The sequence below is a fragment of the Sphingopyxis selenitireducens genome, assembly GCF_051550705.1.
In the GTDB taxonomy this organism is placed as follows: Bacteria; Pseudomonadota; Alphaproteobacteria; order Sphingomonadales; family Sphingomonadaceae; genus Sphingopyxis.
The window spans coordinates 656,471-679,257 of record NZ_JBPULG010000003.1 but is presented as its reverse complement, the minus strand read 5'-3'; the positions used below and the strand labels follow the sequence as shown (position 1 = coordinate 679,257).

General features: G+C 65.9%; 23 protein-coding genes. 13 read left to right on the top strand and 10 right to left on the bottom strand.

Features of this window, described 5'->3' with window-relative positions:
• Positions 1 to 181: 181 nt before the first annotated feature.
• The 4 genes from ACSYDV_RS13175 (at position 182) to ACSYDV_RS13160 (ending at position 2,639) form a co-directional block, all read left to right on the top strand.
• Positions 182 to 928 (top strand): HAD-IIB family hydrolase, encoded by a 747-nt coding sequence (locus ACSYDV_RS13175; protein WP_438324267.1) that lies wholly within the window; start codon positions 182 to 184, stop codon positions 926 to 928.
• A 204-nt stretch (positions 929 to 1,132) separates the two neighbouring features.
• Complete coding sequence (locus ACSYDV_RS13170; protein ID WP_438324266.1) at positions 1,133 to 1,276, top strand: hypothetical protein; 144 nt, start codon at positions 1,133 to 1,135, stop codon at positions 1,274 to 1,276.
• 130 nt (positions 1,277 to 1,406) lie between these two features.
• Positions 1,407 to 1,976: a DUF4142 domain-containing protein gene (locus tag ACSYDV_RS13165; protein WP_438324265.1), complete on the top strand. Its 570-nt coding sequence runs from the start codon at positions 1,407 to 1,409 to the stop codon at positions 1,974 to 1,976.
• Between the two features lie 84 nt (positions 1,977 to 2,060).
• Positions 2,061 to 2,639, top strand: a complete 579-nt coding sequence (locus ACSYDV_RS13160; RefSeq protein WP_438324264.1) for a DUF1989 domain-containing protein — start codon at positions 2,061 to 2,063, stop codon at positions 2,637 to 2,639.
• A 72-nt stretch (positions 2,640 to 2,711) separates the two neighbouring features.
• On the opposite strand, the gene ACSYDV_RS13155 is transcribed toward ACSYDV_RS13160, so the two are convergent.
• The 8 genes from ACSYDV_RS13155 to ACSYDV_RS13120 all read right to left on the bottom strand — a co-directional run bounded on the left by ACSYDV_RS13155 (position 2,712) and on the right by ACSYDV_RS13120 (position 8,507).
• On the bottom strand, positions 2,712 to 3,047 hold the full coding sequence (locus ACSYDV_RS13155; protein WP_438324263.1) for a hypothetical protein: 336 nt from the start codon (positions 3,045 to 3,047) through the stop codon (positions 2,712 to 2,714).
• A gap of 40 nt (positions 3,048 to 3,087) precedes the next feature.
• Complete coding sequence (locus ACSYDV_RS13150) at positions 3,088 to 3,870, bottom strand: SDR family NAD(P)-dependent oxidoreductase (RefSeq protein WP_438324262.1); 783 nt, start codon at positions 3,868 to 3,870, stop codon at positions 3,088 to 3,090.
• Complete coding sequence (locus ACSYDV_RS13145; protein ID WP_438324261.1) at positions 3,863 to 5,080, bottom strand: zinc-dependent alcohol dehydrogenase; 1,218 nt, start codon at positions 5,078 to 5,080, stop codon at positions 3,863 to 3,865. Before ACSYDV_RS13145 ends, ACSYDV_RS13150 begins: the two co-directional genes overlap by 8 nt.
• 41 nt (positions 5,081 to 5,121) lie before the next feature.
• Positions 5,122 to 5,796 (bottom strand): SRPBCC family protein, encoded by a 675-nt coding sequence (locus ACSYDV_RS13140; RefSeq protein ID WP_438324260.1) that lies wholly within the window; start codon positions 5,794 to 5,796, stop codon positions 5,122 to 5,124.
• Between the two features lie 232 nt (positions 5,797 to 6,028).
• Positions 6,029 to 6,685 (bottom strand): DUF6766 family protein, encoded by a 657-nt coding sequence (locus tag ACSYDV_RS13135; RefSeq protein ID WP_438324259.1) that lies wholly within the window; start codon positions 6,683 to 6,685, stop codon positions 6,029 to 6,031.
• A complete protein-coding gene (locus tag ACSYDV_RS13130; protein ID WP_438324258.1) occupies positions 6,666 to 7,343 on the bottom strand; it encodes a PRC-barrel domain-containing protein in 678 nt (225 codons plus the stop codon). Before ACSYDV_RS13130 ends, ACSYDV_RS13135 begins: the two co-directional genes overlap by 20 nt.
• A 220-nt stretch (positions 7,344 to 7,563) precedes the next feature.
• A complete protein-coding gene (locus tag ACSYDV_RS13125; RefSeq protein WP_438324257.1) occupies positions 7,564 to 7,761 on the bottom strand; it encodes a hypothetical protein in 198 nt (65 codons plus the stop codon).
• Positions 7,758 to 8,507 (bottom strand): Crp/Fnr family transcriptional regulator, encoded by a 750-nt coding sequence (locus ACSYDV_RS13120; RefSeq protein WP_438324256.1) that lies wholly within the window; start codon positions 8,505 to 8,507, stop codon positions 7,758 to 7,760. Before ACSYDV_RS13120 ends, ACSYDV_RS13125 begins: the two co-directional genes overlap by 4 nt.
• A 268-nt stretch (positions 8,508 to 8,775) precedes the next feature.
• Between ACSYDV_RS13120 and ACSYDV_RS13115 the strand changes: the two genes are divergently transcribed.
• The 6 genes from ACSYDV_RS13115 (at position 8,776) to ACSYDV_RS13090 (ending at position 14,392) form a co-directional block, all read left to right on the top strand.
• Positions 8,776 to 11,085, top strand: coding sequence for a catalase (locus tag ACSYDV_RS13115; protein ID WP_438324255.1), 2,310 nt, complete (start codon positions 8,776 to 8,778; stop codon positions 11,083 to 11,085).
• Between the two features lie 5 nt (positions 11,086 to 11,090).
• The gene (locus ACSYDV_RS13110) at positions 11,091 to 12,230 is read left to right on the top strand and encodes a glycoside hydrolase family 130 protein (protein ID WP_438324254.1); all 1,140 of its coding nucleotides are present in this window, start codon (positions 11,091 to 11,093) and stop codon (positions 12,228 to 12,230) included.
• A gap of 240 nt (positions 12,231 to 12,470) precedes the next feature.
• Positions 12,471 to 12,758: a hypothetical protein gene (locus ACSYDV_RS13105; RefSeq protein WP_438324253.1), complete on the top strand. Its 288-nt coding sequence runs from the start codon at positions 12,471 to 12,473 to the stop codon at positions 12,756 to 12,758.
• Between the two features lie 9 nt (positions 12,759 to 12,767).
• Positions 12,768 to 13,106, top strand: coding sequence for a hypothetical protein (locus ACSYDV_RS13100; RefSeq protein ID WP_438324252.1), 339 nt, complete (start codon positions 12,768 to 12,770; stop codon positions 13,104 to 13,106).
• The gene (locus ACSYDV_RS13095; RefSeq protein ID WP_438324251.1) at positions 13,103 to 13,858 is read left to right on the top strand and encodes an SDR family oxidoreductase; all 756 of its coding nucleotides are present in this window, start codon (positions 13,103 to 13,105) and stop codon (positions 13,856 to 13,858) included. Before ACSYDV_RS13100 ends, ACSYDV_RS13095 begins: the two co-directional genes overlap by 4 nt.
• A 273-nt stretch (positions 13,859 to 14,131) precedes the next feature.
• Complete coding sequence (locus ACSYDV_RS13090; RefSeq protein ID WP_438324250.1) at positions 14,132 to 14,392, top strand: DUF6894 family protein; 261 nt, start codon at positions 14,132 to 14,134, stop codon at positions 14,390 to 14,392.
• A 13-nt stretch (positions 14,393 to 14,405) separates the two neighbouring features.
• Here ACSYDV_RS13090 and ACSYDV_RS13085 read toward each other — a convergent pair whose 3' ends face one another.
• Together ACSYDV_RS13085 and ACSYDV_RS13080 are read right to left on the bottom strand one after the other, a co-directional pair.
• A complete protein-coding gene (locus ACSYDV_RS13085; protein ID WP_438324249.1) occupies positions 14,406 to 15,713 on the bottom strand; it encodes a glycoside hydrolase family 130 protein in 1,308 nt (435 codons plus the stop codon).
• Positions 15,667 to 18,015, bottom strand: coding sequence for a glycosyltransferase (locus ACSYDV_RS13080; RefSeq protein ID WP_438324248.1), 2,349 nt, complete (start codon positions 18,013 to 18,015; stop codon positions 15,667 to 15,669). Before ACSYDV_RS13080 ends, ACSYDV_RS13085 begins: the two co-directional genes overlap by 47 nt.
• A 395-nt stretch (positions 18,016 to 18,410) precedes the next feature.
• Between ACSYDV_RS13080 and cphA the strand changes: the two genes are divergently transcribed.
• The 3 genes from cphA to ACSYDV_RS13065 are packed head-to-tail and all read left to right on the top strand — an operon-like array spanning position 18,411 to position 22,777.
• Positions 18,411 to 21,140, top strand: a complete 2,730-nt coding sequence (cphA, locus tag ACSYDV_RS13075; RefSeq protein ID WP_438324247.1) for a cyanophycin synthetase — start codon at positions 18,411 to 18,413, stop codon at positions 21,138 to 21,140.
• Complete coding sequence (locus ACSYDV_RS13070; RefSeq protein WP_438324246.1) at positions 21,133 to 21,996, top strand: isoaspartyl peptidase/L-asparaginase family protein; 864 nt, start codon at positions 21,133 to 21,135, stop codon at positions 21,994 to 21,996. The genes cphA and ACSYDV_RS13070 overlap by 8 nt, the downstream gene beginning before the upstream one ends.
• On the top strand, positions 21,986 to 22,777 hold the full coding sequence (locus ACSYDV_RS13065; protein WP_438324245.1) for a cyanophycinase: 792 nt from the start codon (positions 21,986 to 21,988) through the stop codon (positions 22,775 to 22,777). Before ACSYDV_RS13070 ends, ACSYDV_RS13065 begins: the two co-directional genes overlap by 11 nt.
• Positions 22,778 to 22,787: the final 10 nt, after the last annotated feature.

Below are 22,787 nucleotides of genomic sequence, written 5' to 3'. Positions count from 1 at the left end.
ATCCCCGGGACCGCCGGGGCGCCCCTCCTTCCCGGCAACTGCGGAAGCTACTTGGACCGCGATGCCCGTCCGTGCCTGTCCGCGACCGGGAGCCGGGAGAAACGCGGCAAGGAACTTCGACCGCCGTCGGGCGATTTTGATGCTTGCCGGCCGCCGGCGACAGCCCGCAGAGGACAAAAGCATGAAGAAACTCGTCGCCTTCGATCTCGACGGAACCCTTGCGGAAAGCAAACAGCCGCTCCTCCCCGAGATGGGGGCTGCGCTCGCTAAGCTCCTGAGCGTTGCCGAGGTCGCCGTGATCTCCGGCGGCGACTGGCCGCAGTTCGACAAGCAGGTCGCGAGCCGCCTTCCGGCAGACGCCGATCGCGACAGGCTCTGGCTGATGCCGACGACGGGCACGAAGCTTTTCGTCCACCGCGCCGGCGCTTGGACGCCGCTGTACGCCGAGCTCTTCGAAGAGGAAGAGAAAGCGCGCATCCTCGCGGCCTTCGATGCATCCCTCGAGGCGACGGGTTTCGTGCCCGAGGAGGTCTGGGGCGAGCGTATCGAGGACCGCGGCAGCCAGATCACTTTCTCCGCGCTCGGCCAGCGGGCGCCGATCGAGGCCAAGGAAGTCTGGGACCCCGATTTCGCAAAGCGCCGGATGATCCAGGCGGATCTGCGCACGCGGCTTCCCGGCCTCTCGATCAATATGGGCGGCGCAACGTCGATCGACATCACCCGCGAAGGCGTCGACAAGGGCTATGGCCTCAAGAAGCTCAGCGCCGCGAGCGGCATCGCCCTCGGCGACATGATCTTCATCGGCGATGCCATCTTTCCCGGCGGCAATGACTATCCAGCAAAGCTGCTCGGGCTCGACACCGTGCGGGTGCGCGATCCGCAGGAAACGATCGCGGTGATCGAGGGTATCACCGCGTGCCTCGCCTGAGCGAGCCGCAGCGGCGCAGCGGCAGCCTAGGCCGATAGCGCGGACTTCGCCAGCCGCGCCGCGGGACCCGAGCGCGTCCACTGCTGGAGGCGAACCGCCAAAAGCGTATAACTTCGATCAACCCTTGGCCTCCGGGCGCAACAAGCAGGGGGAGCGCGGGGTTTCCGAAATGGCCCGTTCCGGGCCGCATGGAAAGGATGCGTCATGGCACAGAATGACAAGAAAGACGGCAAGCAGCAGGGCGGCTCGTCCGGCAAGGGCAGCCAGCAGCAGCAGGACGGCGGCAAGAGCCAGTCGGGCGCCGGCAAGCAGTCGGGAGCCAAGGACCAGGGCAAGCAGAGCCGCTGAACGCGGGTCCCCTCCCCGCGCGAAAGACCGGGCCGCGGCAGCTGCCGCGACCCGGTCTTTCGCGCGGTTCAGAAGGTGGCGCGTCCGACGACCCCCAAGACAGATCGAGGACAGATCGAGGAGAGACAAGATGAAGAATTGGATAGGAGCTGCGGCGCTTGCCGCGCTCGTCGCCGGATGCGGCGGCCCCGACACCAGCGAAGCGGACCAGACGGCCGCTCCGGCGGACACGGCCCTGTCCGCGCCCGACGCTGCGCCCCCCGCCGCCTCCCCGGCGGCGAGCACGGCCGACTATATCGCCAAGGCCGGTGCCGGCGATCTCTGGGAGATCGAATCCTCGAAGGCACTGCTCGCCAAGTCGAAGGATGCGAAGGTCAGGACCTTTGCCGAAATGATGATCGATCATCATGCCAAGTCGACCGCCAAGGTGAAGGCGGCGGCCGAGGCCGCCGGCGCCGAGGTCCCGGCGCCCAAGCTCGATTCCGACCAGGAGAAAATGCTCGCGGATATCAAGGCCGCCGATTCGGCGGGGATCGACAAAATCTATCTCGGCCATCAGAAGACGGCGCATGATGCCGCGCTTGCGCTGCATCAGGGCTATGCCGCGTCGGGCGAGGCGATAGCGCTCAAGCAAGCCGCCGCCGAGATCGTTCCCGTCGTCGAGGCGCACCGCACCGAGCTCGGCAAGCTCGCGCCCTGAGCGCCGACGCCATCATCATGACGACAAGACCGGGCGGGAAATCCGCCCGGTCGTTCGTCATACCATCCCAGATAAGGATCACCAATGACTCAACGGATCAGCCCCCGCAGCGGCGCCGCTTTCCCGCTTCCGCGAGGTGCCACCCTTTGTGTGATCGATCCCGAAGGCGGTCAGGTCAGTGATCTGCTGGCCTTCAGTGCGGCAGATCCGCGCGAGGCGATCTCGAACGGGCGGACCTTCGACTATGAGGAAAGCATCCGCCTGACGGAAGGCAACCGCCTCTGGTCGAACCGCTCGAACGCGCTGCTCGAGATCGTCGAAGACAGCTGCGGCGTGCATGATTTCCTGCTGACGCCGTGCAGCGAGGCGACCTTCCGTCATTTTTATGCCGACAAGCCCGTCCATCGCGGCTGCTTCGGCAATCTCGCCGAAGCGCTCGAACCCTATGGAATTGCCGCCGACGCCATCCCCGTCGCCTTCAACCTGTTCATGAATGTGCCGGTCGGCAGCGATGGCAAGATCCGCGTCCTCCCGCCGACGACGAAAGCCGGCGATTTCATCCGTCTTCGCGCGCTCGACGACCTCGTCATCGGGCTGACCGCCTGTTCGGCCTATGACAGCTGCGGCGGCAGCTTCAAACCGATAGACTACAGGATCGAATGAAACAGAGAGCGGTCGGTCGGCAGCAGGAGATTGCAGCGCGCCAGCCCGACCGCACCAGATCTTCGCGACCGCCTAGCGGCTTCCTCCAACCGGCGCATCCGCCCCCTTGCCAGGCGGCGGCGTCTCGGGCTCGGCGGCGCGCCCGCCGCCGCCCTGCGGATCGCTGTCATAATCCTCGGCATTGCCCTTGCCGCCGGCGCCCGCGCCGCTTCCGCTAACCGGACCGCTGCCGGTGCTGCGGCGCCGTCCGCGATTGGCGGCGCCCGAGACGTCGCCTGCCTCGCGTTCGGCTGCGGGATAGCGATCGGGCGTCGTCGTCCCGACATTCTCGCGGCGTTCGACGGGCTCTTGCGGCAGCGACCCGTCGCCGGCGGATGCACCGCGCTTGCTGTCATCGGTATCGGTCATGAACGTCTCCTCTTCGCGGCTTGGGGCCTCATAGGCCTGATCAGTCTTGATTTCCCGACCCCGGCTCGGCAAGCTTTCGGTGCATTTCGGCCGTGGTCGCTTCGCTGAGAACGCCCGACGCCAGAACCTGTGCCTTGTTCTTGAGGCCGTGGACGACAGCATGCTCGCCCGCGAGCAGGGCATCCCAGCCCGTTTTCGCGACATCGGCGGGATCGTCCTTCTCCGACTGGCCCACCTTGGTGTCGAGCATGCCGGCGCGCTCGAAGAACCGGGTGTCGGTCGCGCCCGGCTTGAGGCACGTGATGGTGACGCCGCTGTCTTTGAGTTCGTTGCCTATGGCGGCGGCGAAGCTGTCGACGAAGGCCTTGGTGCCATTATACACCGCCTGAAAGGAGCCGGCGAGATGACCGGCGATCGAACCGGTGATCAGCACCTTGCCTTCGCCGCGCGCAACCATCGCCTTCAGGACCGGCTGAATCAGCAGCAGCGTGCCGGTGATATTGGTGTCGATGACGTGCCGCCATTCGGCCACCGGCTGGTCAAGAAAACCGTGCCCGAGGCCATGGCCCGCATTCGCAACGAGAATGTCGATCGGCCGTCCACCCGCCGCGGCCACGAGCCGTTCGACCCCGGCAGGGGTCGCCAGATCGGCCTCGACCGCCTCGACCTCGACGCCCTGGGCGAGGAGGCCTGCGGCGGCATCGACGAGCGGCTCATCGGCCGCGACGATGAGGTCGTAGCCATCCTTTGCCGCGAGAATGGCAATCTGGCGGCCGATCCCGCTCGAAGCGCCGGTGATGAGGGCAAGTTTACGCTCAGGCATGTTCCATCTCCTGCCGGGCAGTAATGGCCCCCTTTTCGAGGCCGGGCTTGAGGACGATCTTGGTGTAGAGATTCTGCTCGTCGTGCCAGTGCCGGTACATGTCGGCGGCGTCCTCGAGCGGCGCATGGTGCGAGATGAGCGAGACGGTATCGAACTTGCCGCCCTGGATCATATCGAGAAGCTCGCCCGAATAGCGCTGGACGTGCGTCTGGCCGCTCTTGACGGTGAGACCCTTCTCCATGAGCTGACCGAGCGGAAATTTATCCGCGAAGCCGCCGTAAACTCCGGGGATCGAGAGCCTGCCACCCTTGCGGCACGCAAGGATCGCCTGGCGCAAGGCATGGATACGCTCGGTCGACGAGAGCATCTTGACCTTCACCTGGTCGAGGATGTTGTCGACTGTGAACCCGTGGCTTTCCATGCCGACGCAGTCGATGCAGGCGTCGGGTCCGATGCCGCCGGTCATCTCGGCGAGCGCCTCGCGAACGTCGACCTGGGTGTAATCGAGGATCTCGGCGCCATATTTCTTGGCGAGCGCAAGACGCGTCGGGAAATGATCGATCGCGATCACGCGACCGGCACCGAGCAGCAGCGCCGACTGGATCGTGAACAGGCCCACGGGTCCGCAGCCCCATACCGCGACGGTATCGCCGGGCTCGATGTCCGCGTTGACCGCCGCCTGCCAACCCGTCGGGAGGATGTCCGAAAGGAAGAGCACGTCATCGTCGGCCAGGTCGTCCGGAATGACAACCGGCCCGACGTCCGAATAAGGAATGCGGACATATTCGGCCTGCCCTCCGGCATAGCCGCCGGTCAGATGCGCGTAGCCGAAGGCCGCGCCCATCGCGTGACCCATCATCAGCTCGGAGGCATCGCGCGTTTCAGAGGGGTTGCTGTTGTCGCAGGCACTGTACTGCTGCTTCTCGCAGAAGAAGCACTGGCCGCAGCTGATCGTGAAGGGAATGACGACGCGCTGGCCGCGCTTCAGCGTCGAGGAAGCGCCCGTCTCGACGACTTCCCCCATGAACTCGTGTCCGACGATATCGCCGGCGCGCATGCCCGGGATATAGCCATCGTAGAGATGGAGGTCCGAGCCGCAGATCGCGGTCGAGGTCACGGCGATGATCGCATCGCGCGGGTTGACGATTTCGGGGTCGGGGACAGTCTCGACGCTGATCTTGTGGCGTCCCTGCCAGGTAACGGCGCGCATGGCCTTCTCCTTGAGATATGATTGTGCTGCGTGGTCGACGTTCAGATGTGCGGCCCGGCGGCGCTCTCGGAGCTTCGTGCAGACGGCGAGGCATTGCTCGTCACTTCGCCGGTTTCCATGAGTTGCTTGAAGCGATGAAGGTCGCGCCGCGCCTGCACCTCGGGCTCGCGCTGGAGGAGCTTGGTGGCGAGCCGCCCGACCTTGCCCGTAGGCGGATCATAAGCGAGGATCAGGCTCACATAAGTGCCGCGGCCGGCAGGTGCGTCGGTGAAGCGGACCTCGCCGCTGTTCGCAATGTCGGACGCCGGCGTGCTTTGCCAGTAGATCGACTGGTCCGGGACGCGTTCGGTGATGCGGTTCACCAGCGTCACCTCGCGCCCGGCGGGCGCCTTGATCGTCCACTGCGAGACATCGTCGCCAAGATCGTCGACCGCGACCACATTCTCCATGAATTCGGGAAAGCGCTCGGGTGTCCAGGCGGCGTAAAGCTCGGCGCGCGGGCGGTTGATGAGCAAGGATTTGCCGAACAGCGCGCGGTCCGAAGGCTTGTCCAATGTCCAGTGCGGGGCGTCGGTCGCGATCGGCTCGCCTTCGCCGGCCTGCCTCGCTTGCCGGCGGCGCTGCCAGAGCGCGGCGCCTGTCGCCAGCGCGGCGATGCCGGCGCCGGCGGCGGCGAGCAGCAAGGGATCGGTCAAGTCGGTCTTATGTCTGGACATGGATCATCTCCCGCCCGGGAGCAGCCCGGGCGTCATCTGGGGAACGCCGACCCAGCCGGCGTCTTTTCGGGAAGCGCGGCCCCGCGTGCGAGGCGACACTCGACTGACGCCCACCTCCTGCGATCGTTCCGGCGGGACCAGATAAAATCAGAAGTTCGGCGCATCGACGGACCGAGCCGACCAGCGGCGCCCGCAAAGGCGAGCGATGCATCGGGAACAGGAAGGCCGAACATCATGAGCCGGTCTCCGCGTGCGGTGCCGCGACCGGCTTGGATTCGGGCGACTCCTTCTGGCGAAGGAAGATCGACAGGAGCACGAGCACGGCAGTCGAAAGAAACTCGCTCTGCCAGTTCTGGAATGATTCGAACCAGAGACCGGGCTCGCCAAGATAAGCGAAGGTGGAAAGGGCAATCTCGCCATGTTCGCGCGCCTCCTCCGCGGCGCTGCGGGCGCTTTGCGTCCAGTGGAGGATGAAGGACACAAGAAAGAGGAGCGCGAGCACCAGACCCAGCGAGCGGGCGTACAGCGCGCGGGCGAGACGGCCCCTGCGCAGGACCGCCGGTGCACCTGGTTTGAGCGCTTGCGCTGCAAGATCGGCATCGCGCGGCGGGGCGTCCGGATCGCGCGATTCCGAAGAGCCGCGCTGGACGAGCATCGCCGTCAGCACGACATAGGCCGACATCTGGAGAAATTCGCTCTCCCAATTTTCGAAGACCGAGGAGAGGAACTGGGGGCTGCCGCTATAAGCCCAGAGCGACAGGCCGGGTTGATGGTGCCGCGCCGCGTCTTCAAGCGCGACGTGCCACCCGGTCACCCAATGGCCGACGATCGACCCCGCAAAAAGCAGGAGCAGTACGATGGTGAGGCCGTTATCCCTGAGCCGCGACATCGTCTGTCTCCTCATTGACGTCTCGGGGCCGCTCGCCAGCCGCCGCAGCCGAAGCTCCCGCCGAAACCCCCATGACCTCCCGTTCGCGTGGCGGACGCGCAGGCCAGGCCGCCCCGTCGAGCGCATCGCGCTTCTCATATTCGGCTGCGCTCATCAGCAGCACCAGCCCGTCCGCGTGACAGTCGAGCATCGCCGCGGGCACCGCGCGCAGCGTCTCGTCGATGCCCCCGAGCCCGCCGCTCGCAATGACGACATAGGAGAGGCATCCGCTTTCGCATTCGATCATCGCATCGACTGCCTGGCCGATCGCTTCGCCGCAGATATCGCTCACCGGAAGACCGCCGAAGGCGCTCGCTGCAAAGAGCGATGGCGAAGCCGCGGTCCGGCTCCCTTTCGCGGCCCGCCGCGCGCCGTCCTCATATTCGCGCTGGCGGCCGAGCCAGCGCCAGATGCCGACGAGATTGACGAGGGTAAGAAAGAGGTTCGTCGCGAGGAGATTGGTCTGGCCCGAACTGAACCCGACGACCGACCAGGCGAGCGAGCCCAGCGTGAACACGACGAAGCCCCAGCCGGTGATGCGCGCCCCGAGATTGGCCGCCGTCATCATCGCCGCGATCATCGTCGCGGCAGGCGCTATCAATCCGGCGGCCTCTTCCACGTCCGGCTATCTCCTCGATCCGCAGCGCCCCGTGGCGCTCGTTCAAGGAAAACCGCCGCCGCGCCGCCGCGTTCCCGCGCACGGCGGCGATACAACATCGATCAATGCGTTTACCGGCCACGCGCGTGCAGCCTCCGGCCTTGCCCGCCCCATCTGCTATCGGCCTATCGACGACTGCCCCGTCACCCCCTGCGCGCGCCGGAGCTGAGCGGCCGACCCTTCAGGACCGCTTGCGGGCGCCCTGTTCTTCAGCGCGTCCCGCCGCCTCGATCAGGCTTTCGCCGGTCCCGCGCGCCGCCGCAGCGGTCATCGTCACCGCGACACCGTCGGGACCGTCGAGAACAACCATGCCATCCTCGGCGGTGGCGACGCCGGCCCGGGTCTCGGGCGCCGGGGGCGAAGGCATTTCATCGGTCATCGGCGGGGCCTTTGGTCTGGGAGCGGCGGAGGTGCGGGATCGTCGATATAGAGATAGGAGGGATCGAACTGGCCGCGCCGTGCGAGCTTCGCCGCATCGAGGATCTCGACCTTGCCATTGCGGAAGATGCAGAGCCCTTCCTCGCGAAGATGACGCACGACGCGGTTCACATGGACCGTCGTCAGCCCGCAAATCTCGGCCACATCGGCCTGAGTCAACCCGAGATTGAACTGGCGTCCGTCGCTGAGCCCTGCCGAGAGAAGCCGGACGTTGGTCTCGCAGAAGAAATGCGCGACGCGCCCGATCGCATCGAGGCGGCCGAGCCGGAACAGCCAGGCGCGGTGGATCGCGGCATCGAGAAGCGTGGCGAACCAGAGTTTGCGCGTCAGCGCGGGCATTTGCTCGGTGATCGCATCGAGTTCGACGTGCGGGACGATCGCGATCGTCGTCGGGGTCATCGTGCCGACGTCATGATCGAGGCGCTTGAGCGGATAGGCGTGGAGGTCAACGAAATCGCCCGGAAGATGGATGGCGACGAGCTGGCGAAGGCCGTTCCGGTCGTCGAGGTAGCGCGACATGATACCCTTGACGAGGAGAGTACTCTGGTCGAGCCATTCGCCGGCACGTGCGATAATCTTGCGCGCGTCTACGGTCTTCGTTTCGCTGATGGCGGCCTCGAGGCGTGCGCGCTCGCCGGCTTCGAGGCTTACCCCGCGACGGTCTCTCAAAAAGCGATCGGTTAACATCACTGACGTTCCCTGTTTCGTCCGAAATGCGTGAGCGGGCCTGCCCAACTGCGGCCACCCCGAAAGCCCGCCGAACGTCCACAAGGGAAGCGGAATCGTGATGATCGAGGTTAATCGCAAACCCGTCGCTGCAACTTTCAAATCGCGAACTCGTTCCATCACCATGCTCGGAGGAGTGTTGGGACGCACGCGCCTCTCCCTCTCCCATCCTTCGCCTTCCGCCGCCTCCGCCCCCTTGCCGCGCCCTTCAGACAAAGCGAGATCCGACATGGCCAAAGCGCCCGCAGCCCCCGCCCCGACATCCCCCTCCAAGCCGAAACCCCGCGCCGGCCAAGGCGCTGCCGCGATTGCGGGCAAGGACATGGGCGGGGAGTCGCCGCGCAAGGCACCGCTCTTCCCGGCCGACGCACCGATCGCCGAAAGCTACGCCGAGAACCGCAGCGATGGCGGAGAAACGCATCAGGCGGGCGCCGGCCATGCGCCGCTCACCACCCAGCACGGGGTGCCGGTCTCCGATGACCAGAACAGCCTGAAGCAGGGCGCGCGCGGCCCGACATTGCTCGAGGACTTTCACTTCCGCGAGAAAATCTTCCATTTCGATCATGAGCGCATACCCGAGCGCGTCGTCCATGCGCGGGGCTATGGCGCGCACGGTTATTTCGAACTGACCGACAGCCTCACCGACGTCAGTCGTGCCGACATCTTCCAGCGCGTCGGCGAGCGTACACCCGCCTTCGTGCGTTTCTCGACAGTCGCGGGGTCAAAAGGCTCGTTCGATCTCGCGCGCGACGTACGCGGCTTCGCGGTCAAGCTCTACACCAAGGAAGGCAATTGGGATATCGTCGGGAACAATATCCCTGTCTTCTTCATCCAGGACGCAATGAAATTCCCCGATCTCGTCCATTCGGTGAAGCCCGAGCCCGACCGCGCCTTCCCGCAGGCCGCATCGGCGCACGATAATTTCTGGGATTTCATCAGCCTGATGCCCGAAAGCTTCCACATGATCATGTGGACGATGTCGGACCGCGCAATCCCGCGATCGTTCCGCACGATGGAAGGCTTCGGCGTTCACACGTTCCGGCTGATCGATGCCAAGGGCAAGTCGACCTTCGTCAAATTCCACTGGAAGCCCAAGCAGGGTCTGCAATCGGTGGTGTGGAACGAGGCTGTCAAGATCAACGGCGCCGACCCCGATTTTCATCGCCGCGATCTCTGGGATGCGATCAATTCCGGCGACTTTCCCGAATGGGAACTCGGCGTCCAGCTTTTCGACGATCGCTTCGCGGACGCATTCGAATTTGACGTCCTCGACGCGACCAAGCTTATTCCCGAAGAGCAGGTGCCGGTCCGCACGATCGGCCGGCTCGTCCTCGACCGCGTCGTCGACAATTTCTTCGCCGAGACCGAGCAGGTCGCCTTCTGCACCCAGAATATCGTGCCCGGCATCGATTTCTCGAACGACCCGCTGCTCCAGGGCCGCAACTTCTCCTATCTCGATACGCAGATCAAAAGGCTCGGTGGTCCCAACTTCACGCATATCCCGATCAACGCGCCGAAATGTCCGATGGCGCATTTCCAGCAGGACGGGCACATGGCGATGCGCAATCCCGTGGGCCGCGCCAATTACGAGCCGAACAGCTGGGGTCCGACCGATGGCGGCCCGCGCGAGGATCCTGCGCTCGGCTTCACCAGTTTCCCCGAAGAGGCCGACGGTGCAAAACGCCGCATCCGCCCCGAGAGCTTCGCCGATCATTACAGCCAGGCGCGGCAATTCTACATCAGCCAGGCCCCGATCGAGCAGAAGCATATCGGCGACGCGCTGGTGTTCGAGCTTTCCAAGGTCGAGCGCCCCGACATCCGATCGCGAACCGTATCGCATCTGATCAACATCGACCGCGGCCTCGCGGCAAATGTCGCGGATGGACTCGGCCTGCCGCTCCCGGCCCCCGCCAAGTCCGCGAAAAACCCCCTCCCCGATCTCCCCCCTTCCCGGCCGCTCAGCATCGTCCTCAACGGGCGCTCCAGTTTCGCCGGCCGCAAGCTGGGGATACTTGCGACCGACGGGTGTGATGCGAAACTGTTCAAGGCGCTGACCAAGGAGGTCGATGCCGCGGGCGCGGTCTGGGAGCTCGTGGCCCCGAAGATCGGCGGCATCACCTTGTCCGACGGAACGAGCGTCGCCGGCCGCCACAAGATCGATGGCGGCCCGTCGGTGCTTTTCGATGCGGTCGCGCTGCTTCCGGACAACGCTGGCGCGGCGTTTCTGGCCGGCGACGCCGCGACCAAGGATTTCGTCAGCGACGCTTTCGCTCATTGCAAGTTCATCGGCTACACCGCCGAAGCAGCGCCCCTCTTCGCGGCGGCCGGGATCGCCGACAAGCTCGACGAGGCATGCATCCCGCTTGCGAAGGCTGGCGACGTGACCTCCTTCCTCGACGCCTGCGCCGCCCTGCGTCACTGGCCACGCGAGGCCGAGGTCGATCACGACGCCAAGCAAAACCCGGACGAGCGGCCGGCGAAGGCTAAGGCCGGGAGCGACACGTCCTCGACAGAAACGGATCGGAAGGCGCAACGGTAGTCCTCATGCCGGAAAAGGAAGCGGACACAGAATTTGCGATCGACCGGCTCGTTTTCGGCCCCGACGACGTCGACCTGTCGCGCTCGCCGCTCGCGGGACAACTCGACCGCGACACCTATGTGCTCGGTGCGTTCAACCCCGGGCTGCTCCGCCTCCCCAATGGCAATCTGCTGATGATGGTCCGGGTCGCCGAAGCGCTCCGCGATCCCGTCAAGAACGGCCATGTCCATTCGATCCGGTGGGAAGCGGGGCGCTACAAGCTCGACGCCTGGCCGCTCGATCTTTGCGATACCGCAGATCCGAGAAAGTTCATGGTGCGCGGCGGCAGCTGGCGCGTCATGGCACTGACGTCGCTGTCCTGGCTGCTTCCCGTCGAGCTCACTCCCGACGGGCTCGAGATCGTCGCCATCCATTATGACAAGGCCGTCGATCCGGGCGCGGACTTCCAATGCTACGGCGTCGAGGATGCCCGCATCAGCAAGGTTGGCAAGCGTTGGCTCATGACGACCTGTTCGGTCAGTCCCGAGCGGCATTCGACAACGCTCTATAGTTCGCCCAACGGCCTCGACTGGATGTTCGAGGGCATCGTCCTCGATCATCAGAACAAGGACATGCTGATTTTCGAAGGACTCATCGACGGCCGCTACTGGGCCCAGACGCGCCCGCTCGGCGATCTCTATTTCGCCTATCCGCCTGGCTCCGAATGGCGCGCGGGCCCGTCGATCAACCTCGCCACCTCACCCGATGCGCTTCACTGGAAGCCCCATGAAGCGCCCGGTATCCGTCCCCATGCCCGGACGGCCGCCACCGCACGTATCGGTGGTGGCACTCCGCCCATCCATACCGACGCGGGCTGGCTGACGCTCTGGCACGGCGTCGAGCCGAAGGAGATCGTCGGTATCTACCGCACCTATTGGTCGCTGCTCGACGCCAACGACCCGTCCATCGTGCTCCGCACCGATCACCGGCCGCTCCTCGAAGCCAATCCCGAACTGACCCGGCCGCTCGAGGACAAGCTATATATCCGCGACGTCGTCTTCACGACCGGCATCGCCCATGCCGGCAATCATTATATCGTGGCGTCCGGGGAAGCCGATCTCGCCTGCCGGATCACCCATATTCCCAAAGCGCATTTCGAAACCTGACACGGCACGGCAAGCGGCCCTGTTGCCCCCGGCCCCCTGTTCATGGCGTGAAACCATCTGCACCACCGATTTTCCGGCACCACTAGGGGGTTGCCCCCGCCCCGTGACCGATCCGCATTGGTCCGCTGCGTCATAAAGCGCCCAACATTTGTTAAGCCGCCGCCATGCCGGGCAACTTTGAGCTCGCCGCCCCGTTGCCTTCCCATACACCGCGTTTCTTCGACCAAAAGGATTAAGCTTATGGCACGGACAATGACGGCGGATCGCCGCTCCTCGGGTTTCGGAAAGCTGCTCGGTATCGGCATTCTGGGTGCTCTTTTCTGGTTCACGCGCAAGCAGTCGCCCACCGACAGCAAGGATGACGGCCACTCTGCGGCGTTCGCCGATGGCGAGACGCATCCAGAGAATTTCGACCAGACGCGATCGGCAGGACCAGGGGGCATGCGCGATACGGTGCGCCGCGACTGGGACCGCGTCGACCAGGCCGCCGACGAGTCTTTTCCGAGCAGCGATCCGCCGGCTTATTGAGCCGAAGCAATGGAGAATATCTTCCCGAACCGCCTTGCTGCAACTCCGGCCGAAGACCTTGGGCCGAACGCGCTTGCGGTCACGCGCAAGCCTACGATCATGCTGCAGTATGGCGACGATACGCTCGGTCTCGAGAAGCGCCTCCTTTTCGAAGCGGCTGGCCCCGCCGCCGCGCTCGATGTCGCCGCTGGCGAAGCAGCGGGTCGCCACGCGCGGCTGTTCGTCGATGGCGAGCCCCTCTGCAGCCTGCTGAAGGCCGACGAAGACTTTCCCTACTGGATCGTCGGGGCCTCCTCTCCAGTTCCGAAGGAGCTGCCCGCGGCCGATAAGTCGGAGGACGAACCATGATCGACGAAGCCGACGCCCATACCGAGGCCCCCGACATCAAGGGGCGCCGCGCGATCGTGACCGGCGGCACGACGGGTATCGGCCGCGCGATTGCCGTCCTCCTCGCAAGCTGCGGCGTTAAAGTCTTCATCTGCGGGCGTACGCCCGAGCATCTCGACGATGCGCTGCAACGCATCGGCGAAGTCGGCGAAGGCGATGGTCTCAACGTCGATCTGTCGGTTCAGGAAGATATCGACCGCTTCTTCGAGGCCGCCACCGACTATCTCGGCGAAATCGATATCGCGGTGATCAATGCTGCCATTCCAGCCGAAGCGCTCGCCGATGCCGGCGAAACCGAGGCCCGCTATCAGCTGGAGACCGACTTTATCGCCTATCTGATCTGTGCGCAGGAGGCCGCACGCCGCATGTCGGCGGGTAGCGATATCATCATGATCGGCTCGATGAGCGCGGTCTCGCGGGGACCCGGCGGGTCGATCTACGTGGCCGCAAAGACCGGTATCCAGGGTTTCGTCCAGTCATTCCGCAAGGAAGTGGCCGAGCAGGATATCAAGGTCGGCCTGATCGAGCCCGGCTTCACCGGTGCAGATTTCCAATATCCCGAATTCCCGCCCGGAAAGCAGAAGGAGCTGATAGCCAAGCATCAGATGCTGCGCGCCGAGGATATAGCTGTCGCCGCACATTATATGCTCGTCCAGCCGCGCCGCACGGCGGTGTCCCTGATCCGCGTCGAGACTCGGCTCGATCATCCATGACCGTGGCTGATCTTCCCGTGCGCACAGCTTCATATTGCCTCCACCGGTCCCGCCGGGCGTGGCGCACGCTCGCACCTTTGCGCGAAACTGTCCGGTTGGCTCCGCAAAGACTTGATCTAGGTTATGACAAGACTGGATTTGAAGACGCCCGAGCGCCATAGGCGGGTATGAGGCTCGCCGGATCGCCATGTGTCGTGGTGCAGTGACGAAGGTGCGAGGGCCGGAACGAAACCCCAGGCAGACTTGTGAGTTGCCGAAGGTGGGAGAAGTTGGATGCCCCGTTATTATTTCCACAGCAGCAGCGGCCGCCGCGAGCTCGACGACGAGGGCGTCGAACTTCCCGATACGGCCGCAGCACGGGTCGAGGCGGCGCGCTATGCGGGCCACCTGCTCGGCGACAATCCCGATCTCATCAACGATATCGATACGCTCCGCATCGAAGTGACCGACGAGGATGGCTGCCTCTGTTGCGCTGTACTGATCGCTTCCGTCGATGCCCGGCGGAAGATCGAGCGTCCCGCGCCTCCGCAGTAAACCGCTCCGCCCTCTAGCTCATGCTCGCCAGCAGACGCTCGATCGGCGTCGTCGCAAAACCGATCGCACTGTCCGAAATGCCATAGGGAATGAACAGGTCGTCGCCCGCGCGCATCGCGCCGCAGGTGTAGACGACGTTGGGCACATAGCCCTCACGGTCGCTCTCGGCAGCCGAGAGGATCGGGCATTCGGTGCGCGCGATGAGCCTGGTCGGATCCTCACGGTCGAGCAAGGCCGCGCCGAGGCTGTATTTGCGCATCGCGCCGACCCCGTGGGTCAGGAGGATCCAGCCCTCGTCGCATTCGATCGGACTGCCGCAATTGCCCATCTGGACGAGCTCCCAGGCGAAGGCGGGCCTCATGAGGATCTGACCCTCATCGTCCCAATCGGTGAGACTGTCCGAGGCGATGATCGTGATATTCTTGCCGTCCTGCCGCGCGATCATGAGATAGCGGCCGCCGACCTTGCGCGGAAACAGCGCCATTCCCTTGTGGCGCGCGGCGCGGCCCGAAAGCGGTTCGAGCGAAAAGCCCGAGAAATCGGTCGTGCGCAGGAGCTCGGAACGGATCGCCTGCCCCGAATAAGCGGTATAGGTTCCGATATATTCGGTGCGGCCGTCATCGTGCACGAAGGGCACGAGGCGCAAATCCTCGATGCCGCCGCGCTGCGCCTCGGTCATAGGAAAGAGAACGCTGTTCGAGATCGCACTGTCGGGCTGCCGGTGCACATTCACCCGGCCGTCCTCGCCGAGCCGGTGGCGGTCGTCGGCGACCGCCGCCATCGCGGGACCCGACTGCGGCCACAGCGTGAAGTCGCCGCCTTCGCCGATGATCCCTTCGCGAAAGGCGACCGAGCTGATATGGCCCTCGCCGACCGCGCGCATCGACATGATGAAGCGCTGCTGATCGGGTGCGAGCCCGCTCTGGTCGGGATGCGGGACGACGCTCGGGTTCATGAGCGCCGCGGCGGCATAGCTGTATTCGTGGCAGAAATAGGCGCCGATCAGCCGCCGTTTGACCGGCGAGACAATCGAAGGGTCGAGCGCGAGATCCTCGGACACCTCGGCGAAGCGTTCGTCGAAGATGCGTCCGATCTGCCAGTGCCGCTCGGAAAAATCCTTCCAGACGAGGCCGAGCTGCGCCTCGGCTTCCTCCTCGTCCATCGCCAATATGTCAGCCGCGAGCTGGGCCGCGCGCGAGGGCTCGGAGACATTGGATTGCCAGGCGAGGTGGAAAGGCCGCAGCACGACCCGCGCGGGGTCGGCAGCGAGCTTCTCATGAAGAATGTGGAGCGGCGTGTGGCTGGGATTGCAGATCAACATCGGTGGCGCTGGTGTCCTTCGCTGTCCCCCGCGTCCAGAATGTATCGGCCATCGCGCGGTGCGCAAGGTGAAAAGCCAGCGCGGACTCGGCTCCCACATTCGAATTGACCCCGTGACGGGTCAGCCCGTCGCAGCAGCGCCCCGTCGCCGAGTTCGCGATCACCGCGCCGCGGTCGTTCGCGCCGAGGAACCAGCCATAGGCTCGCTCGGCGCGGTCATGCCAGCGCAGCTTGCCCGTGAGCCGGTAAGCGGTGGCGGCGGCATCGACCGTCGCCCATGCTTCGAGCGGCTGCTGGTCGAACGGAAAAAGCTCGCCCTCGGCCCCGAAGCCCTCGCAGCCCATCGGGCGAAAATGCCCCTCCTGGCTCGTCTGGATGTCGCAGAGCCAGTCGAGCGCAGCGATGCCGGCTTCCGCGAGCGGCACGGAGCCGAGCCTGCGGCCCGCGCGCAGGAGTGCCTCGGCGAGCCGGGCATTGTCATAGGCGAGCACCGGTTCGAACCAGTCCCAGCCGCTCCGCCGCGCGCCCTTCCAGAGCGCATGGAGAAAGGCGCCGCCGCGCTCGACGATCTCGCCTGCCACGGAATGATCCGGTTCGCGAGCGAGAAGCTCGTCAGCCCCGAGCAGCGCGAAGGCGATCGCCCGCGGGCTCTTGAGCTCAATGGCGAGCGGCGCTGTGCGCGTGAAGAGTTTTGCGCACCAGGCCCGGAGCTCCTGCGAGCGCGCGTGCGCCGCGCCGTGCCCGAGCGCCCAGAGCGTCCGGCCGTTGCTGTCTTCGGACCCTTCTTCTTCGAGCCAGCGCCGGTCATAGCCCATGAAATTGCGGAAGCGTCCGCGATCAGCGTTCCAGCCATGGTGGAGGAAGCCGGCATAGCGCGCGAAGAGCAGGCCATATTCCTCTTCGCCGAGCGAAGGACTCACGTTGACGAGCATTAGCGCGCGCGCATTGTCGTCGATGCAATAGCCATGGTTCCGGTCGGGGATCAGTCCCGCTCCATGCTGCAAGATCCCGACATCGTCCGACAGCGCGCGGATCGCGGCAAAGGAGGGAAACATCCGCCGCGGCTCGCGTCGCGCCGGCGTGGCCACCACCTCTTCGATAAGCATTCCGAAGCGCGCCGCGATCACCGGCCAGACGGTAAGCCGCCCGCGTGCATAAGCGCGCTCCTGCAAGGCGCGCCGTTCGGCGGGGTGCGCGAGCAGAAGAAGCACGGCCTCGGCAATGGCGTCGCTGTCGGTGCCGGCGAGCAGGATGCCGACTTCTTCGGCGAGCAGCTCGCGGGCATGGACGAAGGGCGTCGAGACGACCGCGCGGCCGAGCGCCACGGCATATGCCAGCGTGCCCGAGGTGATCTGCGCGAGATTGGGATAGGGTGCGAGATAGATGTCGCAAAGCTCGATCTGTTCGAGGAGTTCGGGCAGGTCGAGGAAACTGTTCTCCCAAGCGATATTGTCTGCGACGCCGAGCTCCTCGGCGAGATCGGCAAGGCTCTGCCGATAGGCCTCGCCCTCGGCGGCGACGAGATTGGGATGGGTCGCGCCGACGATGCGGTAAAGGATGTCCGGATATTGCGCGGCGATCGCCGGCAGCGCGCGGATTGCGGTTTCAAGTCCCTTGCCCGGTCCCAAGAGGCCGAATGTCGAGACGATCGGACGCTCGCCAAGACGTAGCCGCTCGCGAAGCGGCGAACTTTCCGCAAAGGCCCGGTCGGGTGTTCCATGCTCGATGAGCTCGATGCGTTCCGCCTTCGCGCCATAGACGCCGATCAGCGTCTCGCGGCCGAACGCACTCATCACGACGAGCTTCGCCGCCTTCGCGACGAGATGCTCCATCACGCGCCGTTGGTCGGCGCCGGGTTCGGCGAGGATGGTGTGAAAGGTGACAATCAGAGGCGCCGCCACGCGGTCGACGAGCCCCAGCACCATATCGCCCGCGGGCCCGCCGAAGATGCCGAACTCATGCTGGAGCCAGACCGCGTCCGCCCCGCTCGCATTGATCGCTTCGGCGGCGGCGCGGTAGCCGTCGGCATCACGTTCCTCGATACCGGCAACGGCGGCGGCATCGCTCGCATCGCCTGCCCGCACTGCCATCGCATAGATGTCAATTGCCATATCGGGACGTGCCGCTTTCAGATGATCGTATACGTCGGCGGTGAAGGTCGCGATCCCGCACTGGCGCGGGCGGAAGCAGCCGATAAGCGCGAGCCGGCGGGCGCGCGTGGCGATCCCGGCGATGGCCTCGCCATGGCGGCCCTCTTGATTGTCGAATGCGGTAAGGAAGCTGGTCTCGCTGTCAAATTTCATCGTCGTACCTTCTGTCCGATCCCCCCGAATGAAGAACAGGCGCGCGCATCGACCTTGCCTTCCTCCCGCTCGAAACTGATCGATCAGGGGAAAGGCCGCCCCCGAAGGGCGCGCCCGGTCCGGCAGGATAAGCGTGTCGCCTGCAAACCCAACGCGTCCCTCCGCCGGCAGTTGCCGACCCCTCGGCAACAATCGCCATGATCCAGGTTAACCCGGGCAACCGCGCGCCAGCCACTCGCGTTGGCAACAGCAGGACCCGAGCCAAGGACAAACATGCCGCGCGCCCTCCTCTTCCCTTCCGGCCTCTCCCCTTCCGGCCCCATCACGCCCCGGCGCGCCGCGCGATCCGGGTCCGTTGTCCGGGACGTGCGGCCGACGCACGCAGGGCCCAGGCATTGACCTCCGCCGTGCTGCGGGTTGTCGAACGCTCGGTTTATGCGGGTCCCAACCTTTACAGCCGCCGTCCGATGATCCGGATCCGCGCCGATCTCGGGATGCTCGACCGCTATCCCAGCGATCGCCTCCCGGGCTTCGGCAAAGCCCTGCAATCGCTGCTTCCAGGCCTCGCCAACCATGGCTGCAGCTATGGCGAACCCGGTGGCTTCCTCCGCCGGCTGGCCGAAGGCACATGGCTCGGCCATATCATAGAGCATGTGGCGATCGAGCTGCAGACGAGGGCCGGGGCGGCAGTTACCAGGGGAAAAACGCGCCGGGTGCGCGGCAAGCCCGGCCAATATGACATCCTCTACTGCTATGCCGATGCGGCGAGCGGCCTTGCCGCCGGGCGCGCCGCGATCGAACTGGTGGACGCGCTGCTCCCGTCCGCCATGCAGGGCGCGGCAGATCTCGACCGTATCGCCCCGGCGCTGGACGGCTCCGCCACCGACATGGAGACGCGGCTGAGCGCACTTCGAACGCTCGTGCGCAAGAATGGGCTCGGCCCCAGCACCTCGGCGCTCGTCGCCGAAGCGCGGCGGCGTCATATCCCGGCCTTCAGGCTCGACAAGGCAAGCCTTATTCAGCTCGGCACGGGCCACCGCCAGCGCCGTATCCGCGCGAGCGTGACCGGTGCGACCTCGCTGATCGGCGCAGAGCTGGCCGCGAACAAGCAAGCAGCGAAGGAAATGCTCGCGAGCATCGGCATCCCGGTGCCTTCGGGTGACCTCGTGCGGACGGTGTCCGAAGCGGAACGCGCCGCCGCGAAGCTCGGCTGGCCGGTCGTCGTCAAGCCGCTCGACGGCAATCAGGGCCGCGGCGTCACCACCGGCATCGCCGACGGCGGCGCGCTTCGCGAAGCCTTCGAACGCGCGCAGGCGATCGCACCGCGTGTCATCGTCGAGCACCAGCTCAGCGGCGCCGATCACCGTATTCTTGTCGTTGGCAGGTCGGTGGTCGCGGTCGCCGAGCGCGTCGCCGCGCATGTGACCGGCGACGGCAGGAACAGCATCGCGGCGCTGATCGAGGCGGTGAATAGCGATCCGCGCCGCGGCGTAGGCCATGAAGCGGTGCTTACCCGGATCCGTATCGACGCCGCGCTCGAGACATTCCTCGCCGATGTGAACCTCACGCTCGCCAGCGTGCCATCCGCGGGCGAGACCGTCATGCTCCGTGGTGCGGCCAACCTCTCGACCGGCGGGAGCGCGATCGACCGGACTGATGTCATCCACCCCGACAATGAAGCGATCGCGGTCGATGCCGCCGCTGCGCTGGGTCTCGACGTCGCCGGTATCGACATGATCGTCCCCGATATCGCGAAGAGCGTTCGTGCGACGGGAGGCGGCATCGTCGAAGTCAACGCGGCGCCCGGGCTTCGCATGCATCTTGCGCCGTCATGGGGGGCAGCACGCGACGTCGCGCAGCCAATCATCGCCTCGCTCTTTCCGAAGGGCCGCAAAAGCCGCATACCCGTCTTCGCGGTTACCGGCACCAACGGCAAGACGACGACGGTCCGCATGCTCGCGCGGATTCTCGAACGGCATGGCCTCACCACCGGCTTCACCTGCACCTCGGGCGTCTATGTCGGCGAGACCCGCAGCGCCGCGGGCGACGCAAGCGGCCCCAAGAGCGCGCGCATGGTGCTTCGCCATCCCCGCGTCGAAGCGGCGGTCCTCGAGACCGCGCGCGGCGGAATGCTGCGCGAGGGCCTTGCCTTCGACGCCTGCGACGTGGGCGCGGTCCTGAATGTCACGCCCGACCATCTCGGTCTCAAAGGCATCGACACGCTCGCCGATCTCGCGCGCGTGAAAGCGATCGTCGCCCGAAACGTCAAGAAGAGCGGCGCCTGCGTCCTCAACGCCGCCGACCCGCTCACCGTCCGCATGGCGCGCCGCGCACGCGGCCGGATCGTCTGGTTCACCGGCGGCGCAGCCGCCGACGCTCTGGCACCGATCGACGCGCATCGGGCAGGCGGCGGGCTGGCGGTAAGCTGCGAGCGCGGCACGCTGATGCTCCACCGGGACGGCGAAACCATGCCGATCGTCGCGATTGCTGCAATCCCAGCGACGCTGAACGGCGCAGCCCTCTTCAATATCGAGAACGCCGCCGCCGCGGCCGCGATGGCGGCCGCTTACGGGATTGCTCCCGGCACGATCGCCGCCGGCCTTACATCCTTTCGACCGAGCTTCGAGGATTCGCCGGGGCGTCTCAGCCTTACCGAAGCGCATGGGGTGCGGATCGTCGTCGATTACGCCCATAACCGCGCCGCGCTCACCGCGCTCGCCGCCCTGCTTGCATCGATGCGCGGCGACAGCGATGCCCGGGTGATCGGCATGATCGGCATTCCGGGCGACCGGCGCGACTGCGATCTGGTCGATATCGGTGCCCTCTCGGGCCGGATGTTCGACGTCCTGATGCTGCGCGAGAATGTTGACTTGCGCGGGCGTCCGCCCGGCCAAGCCAATGCCCTGATGCGCAGCGGCGCCCTCGAGGCGGGGCTCGATGCGGACGCGATCGGAATGCACGACGGCGAGTATGACGCGGCCTCGGCCTGTCTCGCGGCCGCGCGCCCCGGCGACATCGTGGTGCTCACTCCGACCGACGTCGACGGAATATGGAGGCTCGTCGAAGCCTGGGCGGCACGCCCTTGTCCCGAAGACGCCCAATCATGGCAGATTGCACATGGCTGACGGGCGCTGGGCGATCGCCGTCCATGGCGGCGCGTGCAATATCCCTTTGAACCTGCAGGCGTCGCGACGTGAAGGATGCGCGGCGGCCGCGGAGGCCGGAAGTGCGATATTGAAGCGCGGGGGCAGCGCGCTCGATGCGGTCAAGATCGCGGTCTGCCTCCTCGAGGACGATCCGGTCTTCAACGCCGGCCGGGGATCGGTGGCGAACGCCGAGGGCAAGGTCGAGATGGACTCCGGGATCATGGACGGTGCCACGCTCGATGTGGGCGCGGTCGCGTGCGTGCGCTTTCTCTTCAATCCCGTCGAAGCGGCGCATGCCATGCTTCGAGAGCCGCCCGTCTTGCTGGTGGGAGCCGGCGCCGAGGCGTTCGCAAGATCGCGCGGGATCGCGGAGGCGCGAGAGGGCATCCGTCCAACTGCCCATCCTGCGCGCGATCATGACACTGTCGGCTGCGTGGCGCTCGACCGCGAGGGTCATGTCGCCGCGGCTACTTCGACCGGGGGGCTGGAAGCCACGCTTGCCGGCCGCGTCGGCGACGCACCGCTTCCCGGTTGTGGCTTTTACGCCGAGGACGGCATCGGCGCAGTCTCGCTATCGGGTGACGGCGAGGCGATTGCGCGGACGCTGCTCGCCGCTCGTGTGATGCGCGCGCTCGAGACGACGGGCGCAAGCACGGCGGCTACGACGATTTTCGCCCCTATGGCGCGCCTGGGAGCGGAGGCGGGCGTCATCCTCCTCGACCGCGAAGGCGCGATCGGCATCGCGCACAACAGTCCGCATTTCGCCGCCGCCTACATGCGCGAAGGCATGGTGCCCGTTTCGAATATAGTCTGGAAGGAACATGATGCCCGATAGCCGCGGCCCCCTTTTCGTGATCGGCGGCCATGAAGACAAGGACGGCAGCCGCGAGATACTCGGCGCAATCGCTGCAGAACTCGGCGAAGGCACGCTCGTCATTGCGACGATCGCGAGCGCGAAGCGCGAAGGATATTTCGAGGCATATTGCGAGGGCTTCGCGCCTCTCGGTATAGGCCGTCTCGTCGAGCTTTATCTTGACGATCGGGGTCAAGCCCGGGACCCGGCCCGTGCTCGGATGATCGATCAGGCCGACGGCATCTTCTTCACCGGCGGCGACCAGTCGCGCCTCATGAACCTCATTGAGGATACGCCGCTTGAGGGGGCTGTTCGCGCGCTCCACGAACGCGGCGGGCTTGTTGCGGGAACGTCCGCGGGTGCCTCCGCGCAAGGCAAGACGATGCTCGTCGTCGGCGGCGGCGAAGAGACACCGCGCATCGGCGACATCGAACTGGCGCCAGGGCTTGGGCTGATCCCCGACAGCATCATCGACCAGCATTTCGCCGAGCGCGGGCGCATCGGGCGGCTGCTCGGCGCGGTCGGGCGTCGTCCCGATTGCCTCGGGATCGGGATCGACGAGGACACGGCGCTCCGGATCGAGGCGGGAAGCGCGCGGGTGATCGGAAGCGGCGGCGTCACGATCGTCGACGCCTCGCGTGCAAGCCATTCCAACGCGGCGGATGCCAACCCCGGCGACATTTTGTCGCTTCACGGCGCGACGCTTCATGCGCTTGGCAACGGCGACTGCTTCGACCTCCGCTCGCGCCGCCCCGCAAAATAGGTTGCGCCGA